25 protein-coding genes and 1 tRNA gene are annotated in these 21,203 nt (G+C 62.7%); 15 read left to right on the top strand and 11 right to left on the bottom strand.

Features of this window, described 5'->3' with window-relative positions:
* The first annotated feature begins 222 nt into the window (after nucleotides 1-222).
* Both FHS49_RS07680 and FHS49_RS07685 read left to right on the top strand, forming a co-directional pair.
* Nucleotides 223-1,122 (top strand): SDR family NAD(P)-dependent oxidoreductase, encoded by a 900-nt coding sequence (locus FHS49_RS07680; RefSeq protein ID WP_184016952.1) that lies wholly within the window; start codon nucleotides 223-225, stop codon nucleotides 1,120-1,122.
* 94 nt (nucleotides 1,123-1,216) lie between these two features.
* Nucleotides 1,217-2,263 carry a hypothetical protein gene (locus FHS49_RS07685; RefSeq protein WP_184016954.1) on the top strand — a complete coding sequence of 349 codons (1,047 nt, stop codon included), beginning with the start codon at nucleotides 1,217-1,219 and terminating at the stop codon, nucleotides 2,261-2,263.
* 55 nt (nucleotides 2,264-2,318) lie between these two features.
* On the opposite strand, the gene FHS49_RS07690 is transcribed toward FHS49_RS07685, so the two are convergent.
* Nucleotides 2,319-2,666, bottom strand: coding sequence for a DUF2794 domain-containing protein (locus FHS49_RS07690; RefSeq protein ID WP_184016956.1), 348 nt, complete (start codon nucleotides 2,664-2,666; stop codon nucleotides 2,319-2,321).
* A complete protein-coding gene (gene epsC / locus FHS49_RS07695) occupies nucleotides 2,663-3,352 on the bottom strand; it encodes a serine O-acetyltransferase EpsC (RefSeq protein ID WP_184016958.1) in 690 nt (229 codons plus the stop codon). The genes FHS49_RS07690 and epsC overlap by 4 nt, the downstream gene beginning before the upstream one ends.
* Nucleotides 3,353-3,530: 178 nt before the next feature.
* Between epsC and FHS49_RS07700 the strand changes: the two genes are divergently transcribed.
* The 3 genes from FHS49_RS07700 to FHS49_RS07710 all read left to right on the top strand — a co-directional run bounded on the left by FHS49_RS07700 (nucleotide 3,531) and on the right by FHS49_RS07710 (nucleotide 5,968).
* Entirely contained in the window at nucleotides 3,531-4,298 is a 768-nt protein-coding gene (locus FHS49_RS07700) for a sulfite exporter TauE/SafE family protein (protein WP_184016960.1), read from the top strand.
* 61 nt (nucleotides 4,299-4,359) lie between these two features.
* Nucleotides 4,360-5,274, top strand: a complete 915-nt coding sequence (locus FHS49_RS07705; protein ID WP_184016962.1) for a hydrogen peroxide-inducible genes activator — start codon at nucleotides 4,360-4,362, stop codon at nucleotides 5,272-5,274.
* A 115-nt stretch (nucleotides 5,275-5,389) separates the two neighbouring features.
* Nucleotides 5,390-5,968 (top strand): fasciclin domain-containing protein, encoded by a 579-nt coding sequence (locus FHS49_RS07710; RefSeq protein ID WP_425502675.1) that lies wholly within the window; start codon nucleotides 5,390-5,392, stop codon nucleotides 5,966-5,968.
* Nucleotides 5,969-6,056: 88 nt separating this feature from the next.
* On the opposite strand, the gene FHS49_RS07715 is transcribed toward FHS49_RS07710, so the two are convergent.
* The 3 genes from FHS49_RS07715 to pgsA are packed head-to-tail and all read right to left on the bottom strand — an operon-like array spanning nucleotide 6,057 to nucleotide 7,301.
* Entirely contained in the window at nucleotides 6,057-6,497 is a 441-nt protein-coding gene (locus FHS49_RS07715; protein ID WP_184016964.1) for a molybdenum cofactor biosynthesis protein MoaE, read from the bottom strand.
* Nucleotides 6,494-6,745 (bottom strand): molybdopterin converting factor subunit 1, encoded by a 252-nt coding sequence (gene moaD / locus FHS49_RS07720; protein ID WP_184016966.1) that lies wholly within the window; start codon nucleotides 6,743-6,745, stop codon nucleotides 6,494-6,496. Before moaD ends, FHS49_RS07715 begins: the two co-directional genes overlap by 4 nt.
* A 4-nt stretch (nucleotides 6,746-6,749) precedes the next feature.
* On the bottom strand, nucleotides 6,750-7,301 hold the full coding sequence (gene pgsA, locus FHS49_RS07725; protein WP_184016968.1) for a CDP-diacylglycerol--glycerol-3-phosphate 3-phosphatidyltransferase: 552 nt from the start codon (nucleotides 7,299-7,301) through the stop codon (nucleotides 6,750-6,752).
* Nucleotides 7,302-7,415: 114 nt separating this feature from the next.
* Between pgsA and FHS49_RS07730 the strand changes: the two genes are divergently transcribed.
* On the top strand, nucleotides 7,416-8,690 hold the full coding sequence (locus FHS49_RS07730) for an MFS transporter (RefSeq protein ID WP_184016970.1): 1,275 nt from the start codon (nucleotides 7,416-7,418) through the stop codon (nucleotides 8,688-8,690).
* 122 nt (nucleotides 8,691-8,812) lie between these two features.
* Here the strand turns inward: FHS49_RS07730 and FHS49_RS07735 are convergent, their stop codons facing one another.
* From FHS49_RS07735 to FHS49_RS07745, 3 genes are all read right to left on the bottom strand, one after another.
* On the bottom strand, nucleotides 8,813-9,349 hold the full coding sequence (locus FHS49_RS07735) for a hypothetical protein (protein ID WP_184016972.1): 537 nt from the start codon (nucleotides 9,347-9,349) through the stop codon (nucleotides 8,813-8,815).
* A gap of 88 nt (nucleotides 9,350-9,437) precedes the next feature.
* Nucleotides 9,438-10,304 carry a flagellar biosynthesis protein FlhF gene (locus FHS49_RS07740; protein WP_184016974.1) on the bottom strand — a complete coding sequence of 289 codons (867 nt, stop codon included), beginning with the start codon at nucleotides 10,302-10,304 and terminating at the stop codon, nucleotides 9,438-9,440.
* Nucleotides 10,301-10,906 (bottom strand): sigma-70 family RNA polymerase sigma factor, encoded by a 606-nt coding sequence (locus FHS49_RS07745; RefSeq protein ID WP_184016976.1) that lies wholly within the window; start codon nucleotides 10,904-10,906, stop codon nucleotides 10,301-10,303. The genes FHS49_RS07740 and FHS49_RS07745 overlap by 4 nt, the downstream gene beginning before the upstream one ends.
* A 139-nt stretch (nucleotides 10,907-11,045) precedes the next feature.
* Here FHS49_RS07745 and FHS49_RS07750 point away from each other — a divergent pair, with 139 nt between their 5' ends.
* The 9 genes from FHS49_RS07750 to FHS49_RS07790 all read left to right on the top strand — a co-directional run bounded on the left by FHS49_RS07750 (nucleotide 11,046) and on the right by FHS49_RS07790 (nucleotide 20,059).
* On the top strand, nucleotides 11,046-11,927 hold the full coding sequence (locus tag FHS49_RS07750; RefSeq protein ID WP_184016978.1) for an autotransporter outer membrane beta-barrel domain-containing protein: 882 nt from the start codon (nucleotides 11,046-11,048) through the stop codon (nucleotides 11,925-11,927).
* 278 nt (nucleotides 11,928-12,205) lie between these two features.
* Nucleotides 12,206-13,567 carry a thymidine phosphorylase gene (gene deoA, locus FHS49_RS07755; RefSeq protein ID WP_184016980.1) on the top strand — a complete coding sequence of 454 codons (1,362 nt, stop codon included), beginning with the start codon at nucleotides 12,206-12,208 and terminating at the stop codon, nucleotides 13,565-13,567.
* Nucleotides 13,564-14,802 (top strand): NupC/NupG family nucleoside CNT transporter, encoded by a 1,239-nt coding sequence (locus tag FHS49_RS07760; RefSeq protein WP_184016982.1) that lies wholly within the window; start codon nucleotides 13,564-13,566, stop codon nucleotides 14,800-14,802. Before deoA ends, FHS49_RS07760 begins: the two co-directional genes overlap by 4 nt.
* Complete coding sequence (gene deoC / locus FHS49_RS07765; RefSeq protein WP_184016984.1) at nucleotides 14,802-15,650, top strand: deoxyribose-phosphate aldolase; 849 nt, start codon at nucleotides 14,802-14,804, stop codon at nucleotides 15,648-15,650. The genes FHS49_RS07760 and deoC overlap by 1 nt, the downstream gene beginning before the upstream one ends.
* Nucleotides 15,651-15,720: 70 nt before the next feature.
* Nucleotides 15,721-16,419 carry a pyrimidine utilization protein B gene (gene rutB, locus FHS49_RS07770; protein ID WP_184017437.1) on the top strand — a complete coding sequence of 233 codons (699 nt, stop codon included), beginning with the start codon at nucleotides 15,721-15,723 and terminating at the stop codon, nucleotides 16,417-16,419.
* A 100-nt stretch (nucleotides 16,420-16,519) separates the two neighbouring features.
* Nucleotides 16,520-16,903 carry a pyrimidine utilization protein C gene (gene rutC / locus FHS49_RS07775; protein WP_184016986.1) on the top strand — a complete coding sequence of 128 codons (384 nt, stop codon included), beginning with the start codon at nucleotides 16,520-16,522 and terminating at the stop codon, nucleotides 16,901-16,903.
* The gene (gene rutD, locus FHS49_RS07780) at nucleotides 16,903-17,691 is read left to right on the top strand and encodes a pyrimidine utilization protein D (protein WP_184016989.1); all 789 of its coding nucleotides are present in this window, start codon (nucleotides 16,903-16,905) and stop codon (nucleotides 17,689-17,691) included. The genes rutC and rutD overlap by 1 nt, the downstream gene beginning before the upstream one ends.
* Before the next feature lie 3 nt (nucleotides 17,692-17,694).
* Nucleotides 17,695-18,762, top strand: coding sequence for a pyrimidine utilization protein A (rutA, locus tag FHS49_RS07785; protein ID WP_184016991.1), 1,068 nt, complete (start codon nucleotides 17,695-17,697; stop codon nucleotides 18,760-18,762).
* A gap of 160 nt (nucleotides 18,763-18,922) precedes the next feature.
* A complete protein-coding gene (locus FHS49_RS07790; protein ID WP_184016993.1) occupies nucleotides 18,923-20,059 on the top strand; it encodes a GGDEF domain-containing protein in 1,137 nt (378 codons plus the stop codon).
* 8 nt (nucleotides 20,060-20,067) lie between these two features.
* On the opposite strand, the gene FHS49_RS07795 is transcribed toward FHS49_RS07790, so the two are convergent.
* The 3 genes from FHS49_RS07795 to FHS49_RS07805 form a co-directional block, all read right to left on the bottom strand.
* Nucleotides 20,068-20,481, bottom strand: a complete 414-nt coding sequence (locus FHS49_RS07795) for a hypothetical protein (protein WP_246350432.1) — start codon at nucleotides 20,479-20,481, stop codon at nucleotides 20,068-20,070.
* 110 nt (nucleotides 20,482-20,591) lie between these two features.
* Nucleotides 20,592-20,667 (bottom strand) — tRNA-Ala (locus tag FHS49_RS07800).
* 105 nt (nucleotides 20,668-20,772) lie between these two features.
* Nucleotides 20,773-21,102 carry a TIGR02300 family protein gene (locus tag FHS49_RS07805; protein WP_184016995.1) on the bottom strand — a complete coding sequence of 110 codons (330 nt, stop codon included), beginning with the start codon at nucleotides 21,100-21,102 and terminating at the stop codon, nucleotides 20,773-20,775.
* Nucleotides 21,103-21,203: the final 101 nt, after the last annotated feature.

The following is a 21,203-nucleotide window of genomic DNA, read 5'->3' on the forward strand; positions in this document are numbered from 1 at the left end:
CGATTCCCTCCGGCCACGCGCGGTGTCAGTCCCCTAGAGCTGCAGTGTGACAGTCCCAAGACCTGTATAAGTCATGTTTGTTACAAAGCATTATTGGTTCGTCACGTCTCATTATAGAAGCGGAAACATATTTCTGACGCGGGAGGCGGCCAGGCCGCAGCGTATTTTGTGCTGCTATCCAGATGGTCTAGTCAGGGGGCACGACATTCTGGAGACTGTTTCATGACCATCGACTTCACGGATCGCATTGCCATCGTCACCGGGGCTGGCGGCGGACTTGGGCGGGCCTATGCGCTGGAACTCGCCCGGCGCGGTGCCAAGGTCGTGGTCAACGATCTGGGCGCGTCGCGCGACGGCACGGGCCATTCGGACGCCGCGCTGCAGGTGGTGCAGGAGATCGAGGTTGCGGGCGGGATCGCCATGTCCAACGGCGGCAGCGTGACCGAATATGATCAGATGGTAGAGATGGTCTCCAAGGCAAAGGAGGCCTGGGGCGGCGTCCATATCCTGATCAACAATGCCGGAATCCTGCGCGACAAGAGCTTCGCCAAGATGGAGCCCGTAGATTTCGATCTGGTGGTGAAGGTGCATCTGAGCGGCTCCGCCAATTGCACCAAGGCGGTGTGGGAAACCATGCGCGAACAGAATTACGGCCGCGTGCTGATGACCGCCTCGTCCACCGGACTATATGGCAATTTCGGCCAAGCGAATTATGGCGCGGCCAAGCTCGGTCTCGCAGGGCTGACCAAGACGCTCTATCTGGAAGGCGCGAAGAACAATATCCGCGTCAACACACTCGCGCCCGTGGCGGGTACGCGGATGACGGCGGATATCTTCCCCGAACAGGCCTTCGCGGCCTTCGCTCCGGAAAATGTGGTGCCCGCTGCGCTCTATCTGGTCTCGGAGGAGGCTCCCAGCAATGCGATCATCGGCGCGGGGGCAGGCGTATATCACGCCGCCTATGTCACGATGACACCCGGCGCACTGTTGCCGCCCGACCAGCGCACGCCGGAGGGCATTGCTGCAGCGTGGTCCCGGATCACCGACCGTAGCGGAGAGATCGTCCCGCAATCGGGTGCGGAGCAATCCATGGTGATCATGAGCAAGCTGCAGGGGTCGTAAATTCATTCCCCCCCTCGCTTCAGGAGGAATTGCTGTATTGCCGTATTAATACAGCAATGCTATACTTCATCCTGCAAAGGGGTCGAGAAGCATCATGTATAGCGAAAGTGATATCGAGGCCGCGATCGCCGCAGGGGCGATCAGCCCCGCGGCGGCCACTGCGTTTAGAAACCATGTTTCAGCCGCGCGATCGACCCCGGCGGTGGATGAAGAGAGTTTCCGCCTGCTCACGGGGTTCAACGATATTTTCGTCTCGATCGCCATCGCGCTGCTGCTCACCGCATTGGCGTGGATCGGCGGTGACCGCGCCGCGGCGCTCGGCGGCGCGGTTGTCGCCGTCGCAAGCTGGGGGCTGGCGGAATATTTCACGCGGTGTCGCCGGATGGCGCTGCCCAGCATCCTGCTGCTGCTGAGCTTCACCGGCGGCGTTGCCGCCACCATGATCGGCGCGCTGACCGATATCGAGCCCGATCTCGGCGAACGCACGGGCGCGCTCGTGCTGGCGGGCATCGGCCTGATCACGGCGGGTGCAGCCTGGCTGCACTGGCGGCGTTTCCATGTGCCGATCACCGTGGCGGCGGGCGCGATTGCGCTGGTCGGGGTGGCCGTGGCGCTGGTGCTGGCGGTCAGCCCCGCTCTGGTGGATCATGCGCCCTGGTTCGCATTGGCGGGCGGCATCGGCATCTTCGTGCTCGCCATGCACTGGGATGCGCAGGACCGCACCCGATTGACGCGCCGTTCCGACGTCGCCTTCTGGCTCCATCTGGCAGCCGCACCGATGATCGCGCACCCGATTTTCCATCAATTGGGCGTGCTGGATGGCGGCACGATCACCGCCGGGGCCGCGGCCTTCGTGATCGCGCTCTATATCTTCTTCGCGCTGGTATCGCTGACGATCGACCGGCGCGCGCTGCTCGTTTCGTCGCTGGCTTATGTGCTCTATGCGATGAGCGCCTTGTTCGAGCAGTTCGGCGCGGTCAGCCTCAATGTCGCGCTGACCGGGCTGGTGATCGGTTCAGCGCTGCTGCTGCTCTCCGCCTTCTGGCATCCCGTGCGCAAGATCGTGGTGGAAACGCTGCCCGGCGATCTGCGTGAGCGCCTCCCCGTACTCGACCGTCCGGCCATCGCAACACCCGCCTGAGCCGGACCGCGACAGACTGGCCGCGCGCTCGAATCGAGCGTGCGGCCTTTTTTGCTTATTCGGCCACCAGCTTCATCAGCCGCCGTTCGACCGGGGCCAGCACGCCCGCCAGATCATGGCCACGTTTCAATACCACGCCGGATTCATTCACCAGCGCCCACATGCCCTGCCGCTGCCTGAGCGCGGGGCGCTTTTCGATCCGATATTCGGGGCGCTCGGCGGCCCGGCGAAAAGCGGAAAAGATCGCGGCGTCGCGGCCCATATCCATGGCATAATCCTTCCAATGGCCAGCGGCGACCATCCGGCCATAAAGATCGAGGATCCGGGTCAGTTCGGCGCGTTCGAACCCCGTCTGCGTCGCCGCGCCCCGCGGCACCGGGAACGGCGTGACGACTCCGTTCATGCGCTTTCGCGCTTGCCCTTGTCATCCGCGCGTTCGGCCAGCAACTCGTCCAGCCGCTTGCGCATCGTTTCCAGTTCGCAGCGCATGATTTCCAGCTTCTGCGTCGCCGGATCGAATTTCTCGCTGCAGGGGGTGCCATAGGGCACGAAGCCCTTCTGGATTTCCTTCACGTCCATCAGCATCGGCTTGGCCGGAATGCCGACCATGATCGCGCCTTCGGCCACATCCTTGGTCACCACGGCATTTGCGCCGATGCGCGCGCGCGGGCCGACCGTGATCGGGCCGAGCACCGCAGCGCCGAGGCTGATCATCGCACCGTCCATGATCGTGGGATGGCGCTTGCCGCCCACACCATTGGTCGGATTCGTCCCACCCAGCGTCGCGCCCTGATAAATGGTCACATTATCGCCGATTTCAGTGGTCTCGCCGATCACCACGAAGCCGTGGTCGATGAACAGATTGCGGCCGATCTTCGCACCCGGATGGATGTCGATCGCGGTCAAAAAGCGGGAGAGATGGTTCACGAACCGCGCGAGGAAGTGCATTTCGGCTTCATAAAGCCAATGCGCCACCCGATGCATCCCCACGGCCAGCACGCCCGGATAAAGCAAAACTTCCCAGCGGGACCGCGGCGCAGGATCACGCGCCTTGATCGAATCCAGATATTGTTTGAGCTGTTCCAGCATCGCGACGGCCTCCCTGGTGCCGACGTTAATTTAGGCGCTAAATCCCAAGATTTCCAGTATCGGCTTCAATAAGGCTGAAAGCGCTTGTCTAGTGCCTTGATAGGGAAACTGTCTTGTCCGCATGGCCCCGCTCGTGCAGCTAGGCAAAAAGATACGATACGTAAGGGAAGCTTACCGGATGATCGAATTCATCAGCGAAAACTGGCAGAATATTCTGCCATTCATCGCCGTGGGCTTTGCCGCACAAATGATAGACGGAGCGCTGGGCATGGCCTTCGGCGTGATCAACAGCACATTGATGGTGAGTGTGCTCGGCATTCCCCCCGCAACAGCGTCGGCCAGCGTGCATCTGGTGGAATCCTTCACCACCGCCGCTTCGGGAATCAGCCATGTTCTTCACAAGAATGTCGATTGGAAGCTGTTCGCCCGGCTGGTGATCCCCGGAATGATCGGCGGCGCATTGGGCGCCTATCTGCTTTCCAATATCGATGCGTCAGTCGCCAAGCCCTATGTGATGACCTATCTCGCATCGATCGGCATCTATCTACTGTTCCGCGCTTGGCGCGGGCAGATCGAGCCGCGCCAGCCCCGCATCATCGAACCTCTGGGCCTGGCAGGAGGCTTTCTGGACGCGGCCGGCGGCGGCGGATGGGGGCCGGTGGTGACCTCAAACCTGCTTATCCAGGGTGCCAGCCCGCGCACCACCATCGGCACCGTCAACACCGTTGAATTCTTTCTCACCACAACAATCTCGGCGACGTTCATTGCCAATATCGGTTTCAAGGCGTTTACCCTGACCACGGCCGGACTGTTGATCGGCGGGCTGATCGCAGCGCCCTTCGGCGGCTATCTGGCTAAACGGGTACCAGCCCGCACATTGATGGCCATGGTCGGCATCCTGCTCACGCTGACCAGCCTCTATACGGTTTATTCGGCGCTGCGCTGAGCGGACTGGAATTATTCAAAAACACACTTACATTCACCCCACTGATCGATTGGGGTGATTAATGTCCACATATCTGCCAACGCTGAAACAGCTTCAATATCTGGTCGCCCTGCGCGATCACGGGCATTTCGGGCGCGCCGCCGAAGCCTGTTTCGTTACGCAATCCACGCTGTCGGCGGGGCTGCGCGAACTCGAATCGCTGATCGGCATCATCTTGGTGGAGCGCACGCGCCGTGTCGTCCGCTTCACGCCGCTGGGCGAAAAGATCGCCGACAAGGCGATCCGGGTGCTGCGGGAGGCAGAGGATCTGGCGGGGATGGCGCGCGCGGCGGGCAAGCCGCTGTCCGGCGAATTGCGCATGGGCGTGATCCCCACGATCGCGCCCTTCCTTCTGCCTCGCATCCTGCCCCGGCTGCGCAGCGACTGGCCCGATCTGAAACTCTATCTGCGCGAGGAAACCAGCCGCGCGGCCTGCGAATCGCTGCATCATGGGCAGGTCGATTGCGTGCTGCTCGCTTTGCCTTACGCCTGCGGCGACGTTGAGCATGAGACCTTGTTCGAGGATCGTCTCTTCGTCGCCTTTCCCAAGGGTGAGAAAGCCGATCTGCCCGATATCGTTTCAGCCGATGCGATAGACGAGAGCCGCCTGCTGCTGCTGGAAGACGGGCATTGCCTGAAGGATCATGCGCTGTCCGCGTGCAACCGACCGGAATTGCGCGCGGAAGCGGCGATGCTGGGCACCTCGCTACATACGCTGGTGCAGATGGTGGATAACGGGCTTGGCGTGACGCTGTTGCCCGAAATGGCGCTGGATGCCGGCATTCTTTCAGGCACCAGCATCGAGGCGCGGCCGCTGGACGCCGAAAATGCGGCACGGCAGATCGCATTGGTGTGGCGCAAGGGCAGCCCCCGCGAAAAAGACTTTCAATTGCTGGCCGGTGTTCTCAAAAATAGCGCCGCCGCCCTGCGCGCATGAAACGATTCGCCCGCTCGGGCGTAGAGTTCATGATAGGTTCAACTGCCTGGCTCATTTTAGAACAATCATTCCTTGGAGATTGCTAATGTCGTTTTCGAAATTCGTTGCGTTGTTGATGACCTCGTCCAGCCTGATGATCTGTGCCGGCACAGCCAATGCCATGCAGGCGCAAGCCGCTCCGGCAGCGCCGGCAGAAGCTGCCGCCAATCCTGTCGTCGGCGGCGCGGAAATGCTTCCCACCAAGACGATCGTCGAAAACGCTTCCGCTTCCAAAGATCACACCACGCTGGTTGCGGCGATCACCGCGGCGGGTCTGGTCGAAGCGCTCTCCGGTCCAGGGCCGTTTACCGTCTTTGCCCCCACCAATGATGCTTTCACCGCATTCGGCGCGGACACTGTGGCCACGCTGATGAAGCCGGAAAGCAAGCCGAACCTCGAAAAGGTTCTGAAATATCATGTGGTGGCGGGCAAGATCACGCGTGAAGAACTGCTGGCGAAGCTGAAGGCGGGTGGCGGCAAGACCACGCTGACCACGCTCGAAGGCAGCCCAATCTCGGTGTCGCTCGAAGCAGGCGACAATATCCTGCTGACGGATGTCATCGGCAATGCCGCATATATTACCCAGGCGGACGTCAATCAGTCCAATGGGGTGATCCATGTCGTGAACGGCGTGCTAGCTCCCAAGCTCGGCTGATCGCGCACAGGATTGTCCCGAGGAGGGCGGCGTGAAAGCGCCGCCCTTTTTCGTTGGAGAGACCCGCCCCGAAAAGCCGACGACTACGTCAAACCCATTTGTCCTTCGCCGCATCATCCTCGGCCCGCGCTTCGATCCAGCATTGCCCGCCATCCGCGAAATGCTCCTTCTTCCAGAAGGGCGCTTCGGTCTTGAGCCAGTCGATCAGGAAATGGCAGGCTTCGAGCGCCGCGGCGCGGTGCGCGGAAACGGTGCCCACGAATACGATCCGTGCGCCCGGCGCGAGCAGGCCGGTGCGGTGCACGATCGTAATGCCTTTCAGCGGCCAGCGTTCCATCGCGCTGGCGGCGATGACGCCCAGCACCTTTTCGGTCATTGCCGGATAGTGATCGAGTTGCAGACCGGTCAGGCCACCCTCCCCGCGCACCAGCCCGGTAAAGGTCGCCACCGCGCCGCCGCCCAGCGCTTCGAGCGCAACGACAAGAGCAGCGCTGTCGAAATCCTCCGGCCCCGCGGCGATCCGGATCATCCGCCCGTCACCGGCGGAAACAGCGCGATCTCCTTTGCGCCGGCAATCGCCGCATCGCCCTGCACAAAGGCCTGATCCACCGCGGCGCGGATGCGCGCAGGATCGGCGAAAGCCTCGGCATAGCCGCCGCCCCGGCGCGCCAGCCAGGCGATGAGATCGGCCACGGTGCGGACGTCGGCGGGCGGATCAATCCGCTCCCCATCCAGACCGATGCTTTCTCTCACCCATGCGAAATAAAGCAATTCCAATGGATTAATCCATATGCTTCAGACCGACGCGGAGATAATCCCATCCGGTGATCATCGTCAGCACGGCCGCCGCCCACAAGGTGATCAGCGCGACTTTCATCAGCATCGGCCAGTGCGGCAGCGCGCCGGCCAGGATCAGCCCGCCCAGAGAAACGAGTTGCAACGTCGTCTTCCACTTGGCGAGCTTGCTCACCGGTACGGAGACGCTCAGCCCCGCCAGAAATTCGCGCAGGCCCGATACCATGATCTCGCGCAGAAGGATGATCATCGCCGCGATCATGTGAAACCCGCGGATGTTATCGATGAACACCAGCATCACGATCACCGCCACGACCATGATCTTGTCCGCGATCGGATCAAGGAAGATGCCCAGGCGTGAGACGGTGCCCTTGGCGCGTGCAAGATATCCGTCAAAATAATCCGTTATGCCCATCAAACAGTAGAGCGCGAAGGCGACAAAATAATCGAACGGCCTGGGCGTGGGCCACAGCAGGAAGACGAGCAGGGGAACCGCGAAGATGCGCGATAGGGTCAGGATGTTCGGCAAGGTCAGCATAGCAATTCCCGCCATAGCGCGGGACGGGCGCGCTGTGGAGAGATTCCTTGGAGGGCCGGAAGGTCTCCGCTATGACCGCCTCCACGGAACAGCACGGAGCCCGTTCGCAATCTTATGAAAACATCGCTCCGGTTGCTCGCGCACCGCCGATTTCTGCCGCTTTTCACGACGCAGCTCCTCGGCGCTTTCAACGATAATCTTTTCAAACAGGCCATGATCCTGTTCGTCACTTATCAGGTCTATTCCGATCCGTTGCAGGAAACCTGGTTCAACGCGGTGGCCACGGGCATCTTCATCCTGCCCTTTTTCCTGCTCTCGGCACTGTCCGGCCAGCTCGCGGATTCGCGCGACAAGGCGCAGGTGATCCGCTGGGTGAAGACCGCCGAAATCGGGATCATGATCGTCGGCGCGATCGGCCTGTTGCTGCCCAGCGTGCCGCTGATGCTGCTCGCGCTGTTTGCGATGGGCGTGCATTCCACCTTCTTCGGGCCGATCAAATACGCCATCCTGCCCCAGCATCTGAAAGAGGATGAGGTGCTTGGCGGCACCGGTCTGGTCGAAGCGGGCACCTATATCGCGATCCTTCTGGGCACCATCGTCGCAGGTGTCGTGGCCGGAAGCGCGCAGGCGGCCGCGGCGATGGTCGTCGGCGTGGCGATCATCGGCTGGCTTTCCGGGCGCGAAGTGCCCCCCGCCCCGCCCTCCGTCGCGCGCGTCAAGCTCGATCTCAATCCTTTCCGGTCGTCCTGGACGCTTGTGTCCAACACGATGCACGTTCCCCGCCTTTTCCTGGCGATCGTCTCGATCAGCTTTTTCTGGGCTATCGGCGCGGTGCTGTTCGTCGAATTTCCGCCGATCGTAAAGAATGTGCTCACCGGTAATCCGGCGGTCAACAGCCTGTTGCTGGCTACCTTCTCGGTGGGCGTGGCGATTGGATCGATCGCGATCAACCGGATGCTGAAGGGCCATGTTTCGGCGCGCTACGCCCCGATTTCGGTGATCGGCATGGGCGTGTGCATCATCCTATTCTTCTTCGTCGTGCGCGGCTGGGAGAGTCTGCCCGATGGACGACTCTATGATCTCGCGGGCTTTGTCGCGCTCCCCGATGCGCCGCTGTTGCTGGGCACATTGCTGCTCGTCGCGATCTTCGGCGGGATGTTCGTGGTGCCGCTCTATGCCTTTCTCACCACCACCGTGGACAAGAGCGAAACCGCGCGCACCGTGGCCGCGAACAATATCGTCAATTCCGGCGCGATGGTCGTCGGATCGCTGATCGCCATGGCGCTGAGCGCGGTGGGCGTGAGCGCGGTGGAACAGCTTCTGTTCGTTGCCACCATGTGCCTCGTCTCGGCCTGGCTGGCGCAAAAGCTCCACCGCGCCTGCGATTGAAATGGAAGACCCGGCCAGATAGGCGGCCGGGCCTTCCGTGGCGATCGCCAGACTGCGCCGATCGCCAAGCCCGGTTCGGGGGTTGGGGGGAACGCGAGAACCGGGGCATCCTGATCGTCCGTTCAGCGGCGCGCGCGCCGTGGCCGGAAGCCCTGCTTGCGGGTCACATCGACCGAACGGCTGAGTTGCCCATTCGCGCGGGACACCGATTTATCCTTATTATAGACGGTTTCGCCCGCGCCGTTGGTGACGTTCCGGTTGGAAACATAGCCCGTCTCGGTGCGGTCACGCGAAGCACTCAGCGCATAGGTGCCGCCATTGCCGCCGGTCGCCGTGCCGCTGGCGACATAGCCCGTATCCGTCCGGCTGCGATCCACCTCGAAACTGCGGGTCTTTCCGTTGAACCCGGTTGCCGATCCCGAAGCGGACATGCCGGATTCGGTGGGGGCACGATCATAGCTGCGGGTCGCGGTTGCGCCGTCGCTCTTGCGGGTCACTTCGGTATCGCGCGCGACCGTCCTCGTCTCGGGATCGCGCGTCACGGTCTTGCTGCCTTCGAAATTGGGCTTATCCACCGTCATGGTGCGGGTGGTGGGCGCGGCCAGCGCCGGGGTTGCAGTCAGCATGACCAGCGCGGGAATGATCAAGAGGGTTTTCATCTTACTCTCCTTAACGGGATGACACGAGCAGCAGTGCCGCGTCTTCATCCCGTCAACGCGGCTGATCGAAAAACCCTTCGCGCGGCATTCAACGGCGGCGTTGCTGGCGGAGACGGCTGCGCTGCTCGCGCAATTCGCGCAATTGCCGGAGTTGATCGGCGGTCACTCGTTCCCGCAGCGTATCGCGCGCCGGAAGCGCCTTTGCGTCGGCCTCACCCTCCGTCTCGGTCACACCGGTGTGCGGCAGCGGGGTTGCGGGAGCAGTCTGGGTTGCGGCATTCTCTGCGGGCGCGATCCGGGGGGCGAGGGTCGGCATTTCTCCCGCCCTGATCGCCGCGCGACGCTCCTGCAACTTCGTCCGCATCGTCTCGATCATCGCCGCGCGTTGTTCCGGTGCGGCTTCGCGCAACGCCGCAACGGCCTTTGAAATTCTGGGCGTGCGCGAGGGCAATCCCATGGCCGCGCGCTGGGCATCCCTTTGCTCCACCCGTGTCATGATCCGCTCGGCAATGATTTCCCGGCGCTGCGCCAAACCATCCTGCGGCATGGCAGCCGGCGGCACATCGGCGCGCGTTCCGGCGGCGGGCGCTTCCTGCACCTTCGCCGCCCTTTTCACCTTGATCGCCTTGGCTGGTCTGCTTTCAGGCGTGGCGGCGGCGATCAGTCGCCCGATCACCGGTACGCGCACGGCAATGTCGCCGAACAGCCCGGCTGCGGCCGCGGTCGCGCTCATCAGCCCGAAGGCGACCGTCCCGATCACAATATTGCGGCCGCGCGTCCAGCGTCGTCCTCCGCGCACGGGCGGGTGCCGATTGCCGGTGACGGGCGAAACGGGGGTCGCCTGCGCCGCCTGCAGGATCCGGTCGGCGAAATCTACCGAGGGCGCGGGCACCGAAAACCGGTCCAGCGCGCGCGCCATGGCCGGGTCGACGCCGGTATCCGGAATGTTCGTCATGCCGAATGCCCTTCCAGGGCGTCTTGCAGCAGCCCTTTTTCTTCCAGCAGAGGGCGCAGCGCCTGTCGCGCGCGCAGCAGCAGCGATTCGAACGCCTTGATGTTCATGTCGAGCGCAGCGGCGGCCATGATGTTGGGCAATTCCTCATAATATGTCAGCACGATCGCGGCGCGCTGTCGTTCGGGCAAGGCCGCGACACAGGCGATGGTGGCCGTCCGCAGCCGCTCTTCATCCATCGCCACGTCGGCCATCGGCGCGGAGTCAATCTGTTCCGGCGCATCTTCGTCGCTTGAAAAGCGCCGCCGCCGAAGCCGGTCCAGGCACAGATTCATCGCCACCCGCGTGAGCCAGGCCGATACGCCCGAACCGCCTGACTTCCACTGCGCCGCCTGCGTCCATAGCCGGAGCATCGCCTCCTGCGCGATATCCTCCGCCTCCACCGGATCGGCGAGCATCCGATAAGCGATCCGGCGTAGCATCACGGCATTCTGATCCACCAGCATCCCGAACGCATCGGCATCCCGCTGGCAGACGCGCGCCATCAATGCGTCCCCCAGCGCGACAGACCCGGTGACGGGTTCCGGAAAACGGCTTGCCAGCAAAAAGCCTCATCCTCGTGACGGCCCGGACGTCGGACCGTTGCCCCTTATACGGCCGGATCCGTTAAACCCTTCGTTTCTCCGCGAAGGTTTTTCGGTCGGCCCGCGTTAAGCCCGCAATCGTAACGAGCGGGGATATGGAATGTTGATCGGATTTTCACGCGGCATGGCTTTGATGGGCGCGCTTTCGGCCCCGGCCATGGCGGCGGCGCAGGCGCAGGACGCGCCACCCGAGCGCCCCTGGACCCTCAGCGCCAGCGCTGGGATCGCCACGATGCAGGGCCAGGGCGATCAACCCTTCGTCTCGCTCGGTCTCGGCCGGGAATTTGGCGAAAGTTATGTGAAACTGACCGGAACGATGCTGGACAATAAAGCGGATCAGGGCGTTTTGAACACCGTGCCCGCGCGGACCTGGCAGCTTGCCTTGAGCGGCGGGACCAGTTTCGGCGCGCTCAGTATGGACGCCAGCGTGTCGCTGGGACGGCGCGATTTCCAGGCAGAGGCCTATACCCGCGCCAATGGCAATGTGATCAGCGTGGAAAGCGACGGCAAACTGGCCGGCGCGGGGATCGCGCTGGCTTATGATGTGCCGATCAGCCGCAGCGTCTTCCTCTCCCCCTTTGCTTCGCTCGATTATGATCGCGTGGATATCGCGCGCGCCGTGGTGATCCCGGCCACCGGACTGGTCGCGCGCAAGGAAAAGCAGGATGGTGTATCGGGGGCCGCCGGCGCGACCCTGCAACATATGCTGGGCAAATCGGGGAGCAGCATCGGCCTTTACGGTGCCTTTGCAACCACATCGAACACCACCGCTTATGGCAATACGCGCGTCGGCGGCGTCATCCGCCAGCCGGCCGGTTTGCGTGACGGACCGGGTGGCGCGGATAGCTGGGGGGAATATGGGGCGACGGCGTCATTCTCACTGTCTGACCAGCTAACCGCCGATCTCTCCATCATCCGCACCGCCGGATTTGCGCCGGGGGAATCGACGTCCGGCGCGATCGGACTGCGGATCAACTTCTGATCAGGCGATCATGCCGTAAAAGGCGAGAAAACCGGCGACGAAGGTCATCAGGAACAGCCGGGTATTTTCCCAACGGTCCCCCGGCGTTTCGGTGATCGCCAACGCCCGGCGCAAGGGGTGCCTGGCAGCGGTGTCTGTGAGGGTGAGTGCACGTTCCATAAGCGAATGTTAACGTCTTGTTAGCCATATTGACCACCGCAAAAGAGGGTTAACGGCGTGCCGCGATGGGACGATGCCGCGCCCGCTGGCGTCAGCGCAAAAGCAGGGTATGAGGACGGATGCCTCCATCCCCCGCCTTTCAGGACATGATCCGCCGCAAGCGTGACGGCGAAGCGCTCTCCACGGCGCAGATCGCGGCATTCACCGCCGGCCTCGCCGATCGCTCGATCCCCGTGGAGCAGGCGGCAGCGCTGGCCATGGCGATCTATCTGAACGGGATGGATCATGCCGAAACAGCCGCGCTCACGCGCGCCTTCGCCCAGTCCGGACGGGTGATCGACTGGTCCGAGGCCGGTCTCGACGGCCCCGTGCTCGACAAGCATTCCACCGGCGGCGTGGGCGACAAGGTGAGCCTGATGCTCGCGCCGATCATCGCGGCTTGCGGCGGCTATGTACCGATGATTTCCGGCCGCGGCCTTGGCCATACCGGCGGCACGCTGGATAAATTGGCGAGCATAACGGGCTATGATGCCTATCCCGATCTTGAACGCTTCCGGACGGTCGTGAAAGATATTGGCTGCGCGATCATCGGCCAGACCGGGGAACTGGCCCCAGCGGACGGCCGGCTTTATGCAATCCGCGACGTGACGGCGACGATCGAATCCACGCCGCTGATCACCGCGTCCATCCTCTCCAAGAAGGTCGCCGCGGGCGTTCAGGGGCTGGTGATGGATATCAAGACCGGCTCCGGCGCGTTCATGGAGACAATGGATCAGGCGCGCGCGCTGGCCGAAAGCCTGATCGGATCGGGTGCCGAGCTCGGCATGACCACCCACGCCATCATCACCGACATGAATCAGGTGCTGGGCAGCAGCGCGGGCCATGCGCTGGAGATCACTGAAGCCGTGGATTATCTCACCGGCACCGCGCGCGATCCGCGGCTTCATGCGTGCGTGATGGCGCTGGCCGCCGAGATGCTGATGATAGGCGGCCTCGCCCCGGACCGCACCACGGGCGAAGCGCAGGCCGAGACAGCGCTCGCATCGGGCCGCGCGGCGGAGCATTTCGCGCGCATGGTCGCCGCGCTGGGCGGGCCATCCGATCTGCTCGAACAGCCGGACACGCACCTGATCCATGCGCCCGTGCGCGTTGCGATCCTGCCCTCCGCCGCCGGCTATCTGGCCGCGATGGACGCTCGCGCGATCGGCCATGCGATCATCCGCCTGGGCGGTGGGCGGTTGCGCGCCGATGATGCGATCGATCACCGCGTCGGTTTTTCAGCGGTCTCGCCGATCGGCGCGGAGACCGGGCCGGACGCCCCGTTGGGCTTCGTCCATGCCGCGAGCGAAGACGCCGCCAATCAAGGGGTAGCGGATTTCATCGCCGCGTGTATCGTCTCGCCCGATAGACCGGCTGCGGGAGCCGTGATCCACGAGATCATATCCGCTGGCCCAGGGGGAACAGGTTTCACGAACGCATGACCAAATATCTGATCGGGATCGCGGGCATTCTCATCATCCTCGCGATCGCCGTCGCGTTGTCATCCAACCGGCGCTGGATTCGGTTGCGCGTGGTGGGCGCGGCCTTTGCGCTCCAAGTGGGGATCGCAGCGCTCGTGCTGGGCACGCCATGGGGGCAGACGATCATCGGCGGCATGTCCCAAGGCGTGTCCAATCTGCTGGGCTATGCCAAGGCGGGCACCGATTTCATTTTCGGCCCGATCGCCGGGCCAGCCATCGGCGCGACCAGCTTCGCGATCGCCGCTTTGCCGGTGATCATCTTCTTCGCCTCGCTGATCTCGATCCTTTATTATCTCGGCATCATGCAGTTCATCATCAAATGGGTGGGCGGCGCGATCCGGCTGATGACCGGGATCACCAAGATCGAATCGCTGGGGGCGGCCGCCAATATCTTCGTCGGCCAGTCCGAAAGTCCTCTGGTGATCCGGCCCTATCTCGCCAGCCTCACGCCATCGCAGTTGTTCACGGTGATGACCGTGGGCATGGCGGGCGTGGCCGGCACGATCCTCGGCGCTTATGCCAGCATGATCGGCGCGCAGCTTTTGCCCTATCTGCTCGCCGCCAGCTTCATGTCCGCGCCCGGCGGCATCCTGATGGCCAAGATCATGATGCCCGACGATCCCAATATGGGGGAGATCGAGCCGATCGCCATTGCCGAAGCCAGCCATGACGAGGAAAAGCCCGCCAATCTGATCATGGCGGCCGCGCAGGGCGCGCAGACCGGCGTCAAGCTGGCCGTGGCCGTGGGCGCGATGGTGCTGGCCTTCGTCGCGCTCGTGGCGCTCGCTAATGGCATATTGAGCGGCATGGGTGCGTGGTTCGGCTATCCTGAACTGTCCTTCCAGATGCTGCTGGGCTGGGTGTTCCAGCCGATCATGTTCATGCTCAACGTGCCGTGGAACGAGGCCGGCATCGCGGGCGGCCTGTTCGGCACCAAGATCGTGCTCAACGAATTCGTGGCCTTTATCGAACTGGGCAAGCTCCAGCCGACGCTCTCTCCGGTCACAATCGCCGTGGTCACCTTCGCGCTCTGCGGTTTCGCCAATTTCAGCTCGATCGCGATCCAGATGGCGGTCACGGGCAATCTGGCGCCCAATCAGCGGCCGATCATCGCGAAGCTCGGGCTGAAGGCGCTGGTCGCAGGCAGCCTCTCCAATCTGATGAGCGCCGCGCTGGCCGGCATATTGCTCGCCTGATGTTCGATCTCGCCGCCATTTACCGGATCAGCGTCGATCAGGCCGAGATCGACCGCGCCGTCGCCCGGATTGCGCCCGCCACAGGCCAGGCCGCGCACGCCGATCTCCGCCTCGCCATCGCCTGCATGGATCTGACCACCTTGCAGGGCGACGATACCGAGGATCGCGTCCGGGCTTTGTGCGCGCGCGCGAAAGCGCCGCTGCCAGGCGATCCAACACTCACCACGGCTGCCGTGTGCGTCTATCACGCGATGGTGCCCGCCGCTCGCGCCGCGCTTTCGGGCAGCCAAGTCCCCGTGGCCGCAGTCTCCGCCGGCTTCCCACATGGCCTGTCGCCGCTGTCCACCCGCATCGCGGAGATCCATGCTTCGGTTGCGGCAGGCGCGACCGAGATCGATATCGTCATCCGGCGCGGCCACGCGCTGACCGGCGATTGGCAGGCGCTGTACGACGAGGTTTCCGCCTTCCGCGCCGCCTGCGGCACCGCGCATATGAAGGCGATCATCGCGACCGGCGAATTGACCGACGCCACGATGATCGCGCGCGCATCCACAGTCTGCATGGCGGCGGGCGCGGACTTCATCAAGACCTCCACCGGCATGGAAAAGGTGAATGCCACGCTGCCCGCCGGCCTGATCATGATGCGCGCCATCAGCGAGTGGCATGATCAGACCGGCACGCGCGTCGGCTTCAAGCCGGCGGGCGGCATCGGTACGGCCGATCTGGCGCTCCAATGGCTCGCTCTCCTCCGCACTGAATTGGGCGAAGCATGGATGACGCCCGCGCTGTTCCGCTTCGGTGCGTCCCGTTTGCTGGACGATATCGTCGCGCGCCTCGCCGGGGATTGACGCAGCCGCCACACCGGCCGACACTTCGCACCTGCAACAGGGAGGCAGCGTGACGGCGATCGATACGACCATGGGCCAAGGCGGCGCATCGCTCACCCTGCCCGCGCGGCCGGAGGCGCTGACGCTCACTGCCGCCAACACCGCCGTCGTCGTGATCGATATGCAGAATGCCTATGCCTCACCCGGCGGCTATGTCGATCTGGCGGGCTTTGATATAGCAGGCGCGGCGGGCGTGATCGACAAGATCGCCAATGTGCTGGAAACCGCGCGCAAAGCGGGCGTGCAGGTGATCTATCTGCAAAATGGCTGGGATGCGGAATATGCCGAGGCGGGCGGGCCGGGCTCGCCCAACTGGCACAAATCCAATGCACTGAAGACGATGCGGGCGCGGCCCGAACTCTCCGGCCAGTTGCTGGCGCGCGGCGGCTGGGATTATGATCTGGTGGAGGCGCTGACGCCGCAGCCGGGCGACATCTCGCTTCACAAGACCCGCTATTCCGCTTTCTTCAATTCGCAGCTCGATTCCACGCTGCGCGCGCGGGGCATCCGCAATATCGTGTTCGTCGGCATCGCCACCAATGTCTGCGTGGAGAGTACGCTGCGCGATGGCTTTCACTTCGAATATTTCGGCGTGATGCTGGAGGATGCGACGCACCATCTGGGGCCGGAGTCCATGCAGCAGGCAAGCGTGTATAATATCGAAAAATTCTTCGGCTGGGTATCCACCACCGCCGATTTCTGCGGCGCATTCGGCCAGACCGCGCCGTGATGCCACCGCCTCCCCCGTTTCGACAGGCTCAGCCCGAACGGATCTTGGAAATTTTAACTCGAACGGGTTTTGACAATCGAAACATGACTGGAGAGATTTAATGCCTTTCGAACCGATCAACCCGCCGCAATTCCCCACGCCGATCGCACCCTATTCAGCCGGAGCCAAAGCGGGAAACACCGTCTATGTCTCAGGCGTGCTGGCGCTGGGCGAAGGCGGCGCAGTGCTCCATGTGGGCGACGCCGCCGCGCAGACCCGCCATGTTCTGGACGTAATCAAAATCACGCTGGAGGCCGCCGGCGCGACGATGGCCGATGTCGCGATGAACCATATTTTCCTAAAGGATCTGGCCGATTACGCCGCGTTCAATCAGGTCTATGCCGAATATTTTCCCGGTGCAAAGCCAGCGCGCTATTGCATCAAGACCGAATTGGTAAAGCCCGATTGCCTGGTGGAGATCGCCAGCGTGGCGCACATCGCCTGATGCCCATGGCCGGCGGCCTTTATTTTGAAGAGCATGGCCGCGCGGATGGTCCGCCGCTGATCCTGTCAGCGGGCCTTGGCGGATCGGGACAGTATTGGGCACCCAACATCCCTTCGCTTGCCGAACATTTCCGCGTGGTGACCTATGATCATCGCGGCACCGGGCGGAGCGATCGAACGCTTCCCGAGACCGTGACGGTCGATCAGATGGCGGATGATCTGCTCAACGTCATCGACGCGCTGGGGGTGGAAAGCGCGGCGGTGATGGGACATGCGGCGGGCGAAGTCGCATCGCTGGCGGCTTCGCTCAAAGCGCCCGCGCGGATCGCGTTTCAGGTGCTGGTCAACGCCTGGTCCAAGCCCGATCCGCATTTCGCGCGCTGTTTCGATGCAAGGCTCGCGCTGCTGCGTCATGCAGGGCCGCGCGCCTATCTGGCGGCGCAACCGATCTTCCTGTTCCCCGCCACCTGGATTTCCGAGCATAGCGCCGTGCTCGACGCCGAACTGATCGGCCAGGTCGAGCAATTTGCAGGCGTCGAGACTTATGAGAAGCGCATCGCGGCGCTGAGCGCCTTCGATGTGGATGCGCGATTGGGCGACGTAACGGTGCCCACGGTCGCGCTCGCCGCTGCGGACGACATGCTGGTGCCCTCCACCTGCTCGGAGCGGTTGGCGGACGGCATTCCCGGCGCCGAGCTGGCGATGATGCGCTGGGGCGGCCATGGCTGCAATGTCACCGCGGCGGAGAGCTTCAACCAGCTTGTGCTCGAAATCACCCTGGGGGATTGAATCATGGAAATCGGCGTTTTCGTTCCCATCAACAACAATGGCTGGCTGATCAGCGAAAACGCCCCGCAATATATGCCGAGCTTCGATCTCAACAAGGAGATCGCCCAGCGCGCCGAGAAATACGGCCTCGATTTCCTACTCTCGATGATCAAGCTGCGCGGCTTTGGCGGCAAGACCGAATTCTGGGAATATGGGCTGGAGAGCTTCACGCTGATGGCCGGGCTCGCCGCCGTGACCGAAAAGATCAAGATCTACGCCACCTGCCCCACGCTGATCATCCCGCCCGCTTTTGCCGCGCGGATGTGCAACACGATCGATTCGATCAGCCACGGCCGCTTCGGACTCAATCTGATCACCGGCTGGCAGCCGCCCGAATATACGCAGATGGGTCTATGGCCGGGCGATGAGCATTTCCGCAATCGTTACAAGATGCTCGATGAATATGCCCACATCCTGCGCGAAGTCTGGGACACCGGCGTGTCGGACTTCAAGGGCGATTATTATCAGATGGACGATTGCCGCGTGAAGCCGCAGCCGGGCGGTGCCATGAAGATCATCTGCGCAGGTTCATCTGACGAGGGGCTCGCTTTCTCCGCCAAATGGGCGGATTACGCCTTCTGTCTCGGCAAGGGCGTCAACACGCCCACCGCCTTCGCCTCCAACAATGACCGGCTTGCCGCGGCCACCGCAAAGACGGGGCGCGCCGTCTCCATCTATGTGCTCGTCATGATCATCGCGGCCGAAACCGACGAGGCCGCTGTGGCCAAGTGGCAATCCTATAATGCGGGCGTCGATCTGGATGCGATCGCCTGGCTTGCCGATCAGGGTGCGAAGGATACGGTCAACACCGACACCAATGTCCGCCAGCTCGCTGCGCCCGAAGGCGCGGTGAACATCAATATGGGCACGCTCGTCGGCAGCCATGCCAGCATCGCGCGAATGCTGGACGAAATGGCTCAAATACCCAATACAGGTGGCGTGCTGCTCACCTTCGACGATTTCCTTCAGGGCGTCGAGGATTTCGGGACGAAGATCCAGCCGCTCATGAAAAGCCGCGCGCATCTGGGATGAGGCTAATCGTCCCCCGAAATGAGACAGGCTGTCACCGGCTAACGAACCGTTAACGCCGCTTAAGTATAATCCGAAATTGCGGCGAACGCCGCCAAATGGAACCAATCGTTGATCCCCGCGCTCATGCGCAGGGCCATCGCGATTCGAGGGAGCAGGTTTTTTGAGCGATAAGCGCAGGTCGCTGCCCCACGACACCTATGTCGAACTGGTCAGAAGCCTGTTTGCCACGCTTCTGCCGACGGTCATCATGACCACGGCTTTTTTGACCGTGGGTGCGGTCATCAACTTTCAGACACCCGATCTCCTGCTCGCCATCCTGATGCTGCTGGGCGGCCTTGCCCTGATCGCGCGGCTCAGCGTCCTGATTCTGCACAAGAAGGAAGCTGCTACAGCCAGATTGAGCTGGGAACGGGCGCGCACGCTGGAACGGCGGTTCGCCTGCGCTTATTTCAGTTTCGCAGCCACCTTCAGCGCGTTTTCAGCGCGCGCCTTTGTGGTGGCGGGCGCTGAAGCGCATATGCTGATCATCGGATTGCTGTTCGGTTATGGTGCCGGCGTGGCGGCCGGCCTGTCACTGCGTCCCTGGATCAGCGTGACCAGCATCCTGATCGCGACCCTGCCCACGATCATCATTGCCTTATTGTCCGCTTCCATCAGCTATGTCGCCGTCGGGCTGTTGCTTGCGATTTTCACGATTGGCGGCGTGGAAAGTATGCTCGCGCGCTATCGCGTGGTCGCGCACAAGGAAATGGAGAGCCAGGTGTTCCAGGCGCTCGCCCGCCGCGACGATCTGACGGGTCTGCCCAATCGGTTGTCGCTGCGGGAGCGGTTCGAAGCCTTTATGGCGGGATCCGATGCGCAGAACGGGATTGCCGTCCACTGCCTCGATCTCGATCGGTTCAAGCCGGTAAACGATCTTTATGGCCATCCGGTGGGCGATGCGCTGTTGAGGGCGGTATCCGAAAGGTTGACCGCGCTTCTGCGCCGCAGCGATTTTGCCGCGCGGCTGGGCGGCGACGAATTCGTGATCATCCAGACGGGTGCGGTCTATGCAGAGCAGGCCGACATGCTGGCACGCCGCATCCTGCGTGCCATCGGCGAACCCTTCATCATCGAGGGTCATCGCATCACGATCGGCACCAGCGTCGGCTATGCCTTGTCGTCGGTATGCGGCAATGAACTCGAAACGCTGATGGCGTGCGCCGATGAAGCGCTGGTCGATATCAAGCGCAAGGGCGGTGGCATTGTCCGCTATCGCCCGCCCGTGGAGCGGCTGGACCACAGGCTGGCAAGCTGAGCGGTGCTTCAGTCGCGCCGCGCGGTCTTCACATAGGGCACGAACTTGCCAAGCCCCACGAAACCGCTCTGCATCCGGGCACCCGAATCATAGAGCCGCACGATATCGATGCTGCAAAGCTGGGAAGAATGCGTATCGGTGATCATGATGTCGCCCGAATCGAGCGAAGTCGCGCCGGATCGCGGGCGATTGACATACATCTTGCCGCCGCTGGTCTCATACAGGATCGCGGTCCGGTCGATGATGCGGCTGGAGCGGATATCGCGCAATTGCAGGCAATCCACGGGCTTTCCCGCAACATGCCCGGCCAGAGCCTTGGCAAGCCGCGCTTCGGCGCGGCCATTGTCGATTTTCGCAGCGGAAGCCTGAACGCCAGTGACGGTCAGGGCAGCGCCCATCAGAATCGCAATCATGCGCATCATCTTATCCTTGAAAGCCGATGAAGGGCTTTCTTACCGCAAACTCTATGAACCTGCGCTGAAATAAGAATCCAAGCATAAAGCGCTGATCGATCGCGCGTGATTAAAGGAGATGGTGGAGCCTAGCGGGATCGAACCGCTGACCTCTACACTGCCAGTGTAGCGCTCTCCCAGCTGAGCTAAGGCCCCGTATCCATCTGCGCCGCGCTGGGTGCTGCGGCGGTGAGGCGCTGCCTTTATGTCGGCAGCGCCGCCTTTGCAAGGGTCAGTTGCAGACCCTTGCATGGTGAGCGATCAATTGTTCGCATCGCTTTCGCCATCCGAGGTATCGACGCCCAGATCGTCGTCGCCCCCCAGATCCACATCGTCGTCGGGCGATGGCTCTTCATCGTCCACCACGTCCAGATCCAGATCCTCGTCAATGGGCGCGCCATCCACGGGTTTGGCTTCGCTTTCCTTCTTCGGCGCGTCGAACGGAAGCGGCTGCTTCGATTTGAGCACGGGATCGGGTTCCCAGACGTTACCGCATTCGATGCAGTTGACGGGATTGTCCTTGCCCAGATCGTAAAATCGGGTTGCGCACTTCGGACAGGTCCGTTTCGTGCCCCATTCAGGCTTCACCATGTGCCGCCTTGCCTCCAGAATAAAATTGAAAACAGCGGCGCATCCTTTCGATGCCCCGCCACACGCGGCGCGCCTTGCCATAGCTATAAGCCGCTGTCAAA

Source organism: Sphingobium boeckii, assembly GCF_014199215.1.
Classification (GTDB): Bacteria; Pseudomonadota; Alphaproteobacteria; order Sphingomonadales; family Sphingomonadaceae; genus Sphingobium_A; species Sphingobium_A boeckii.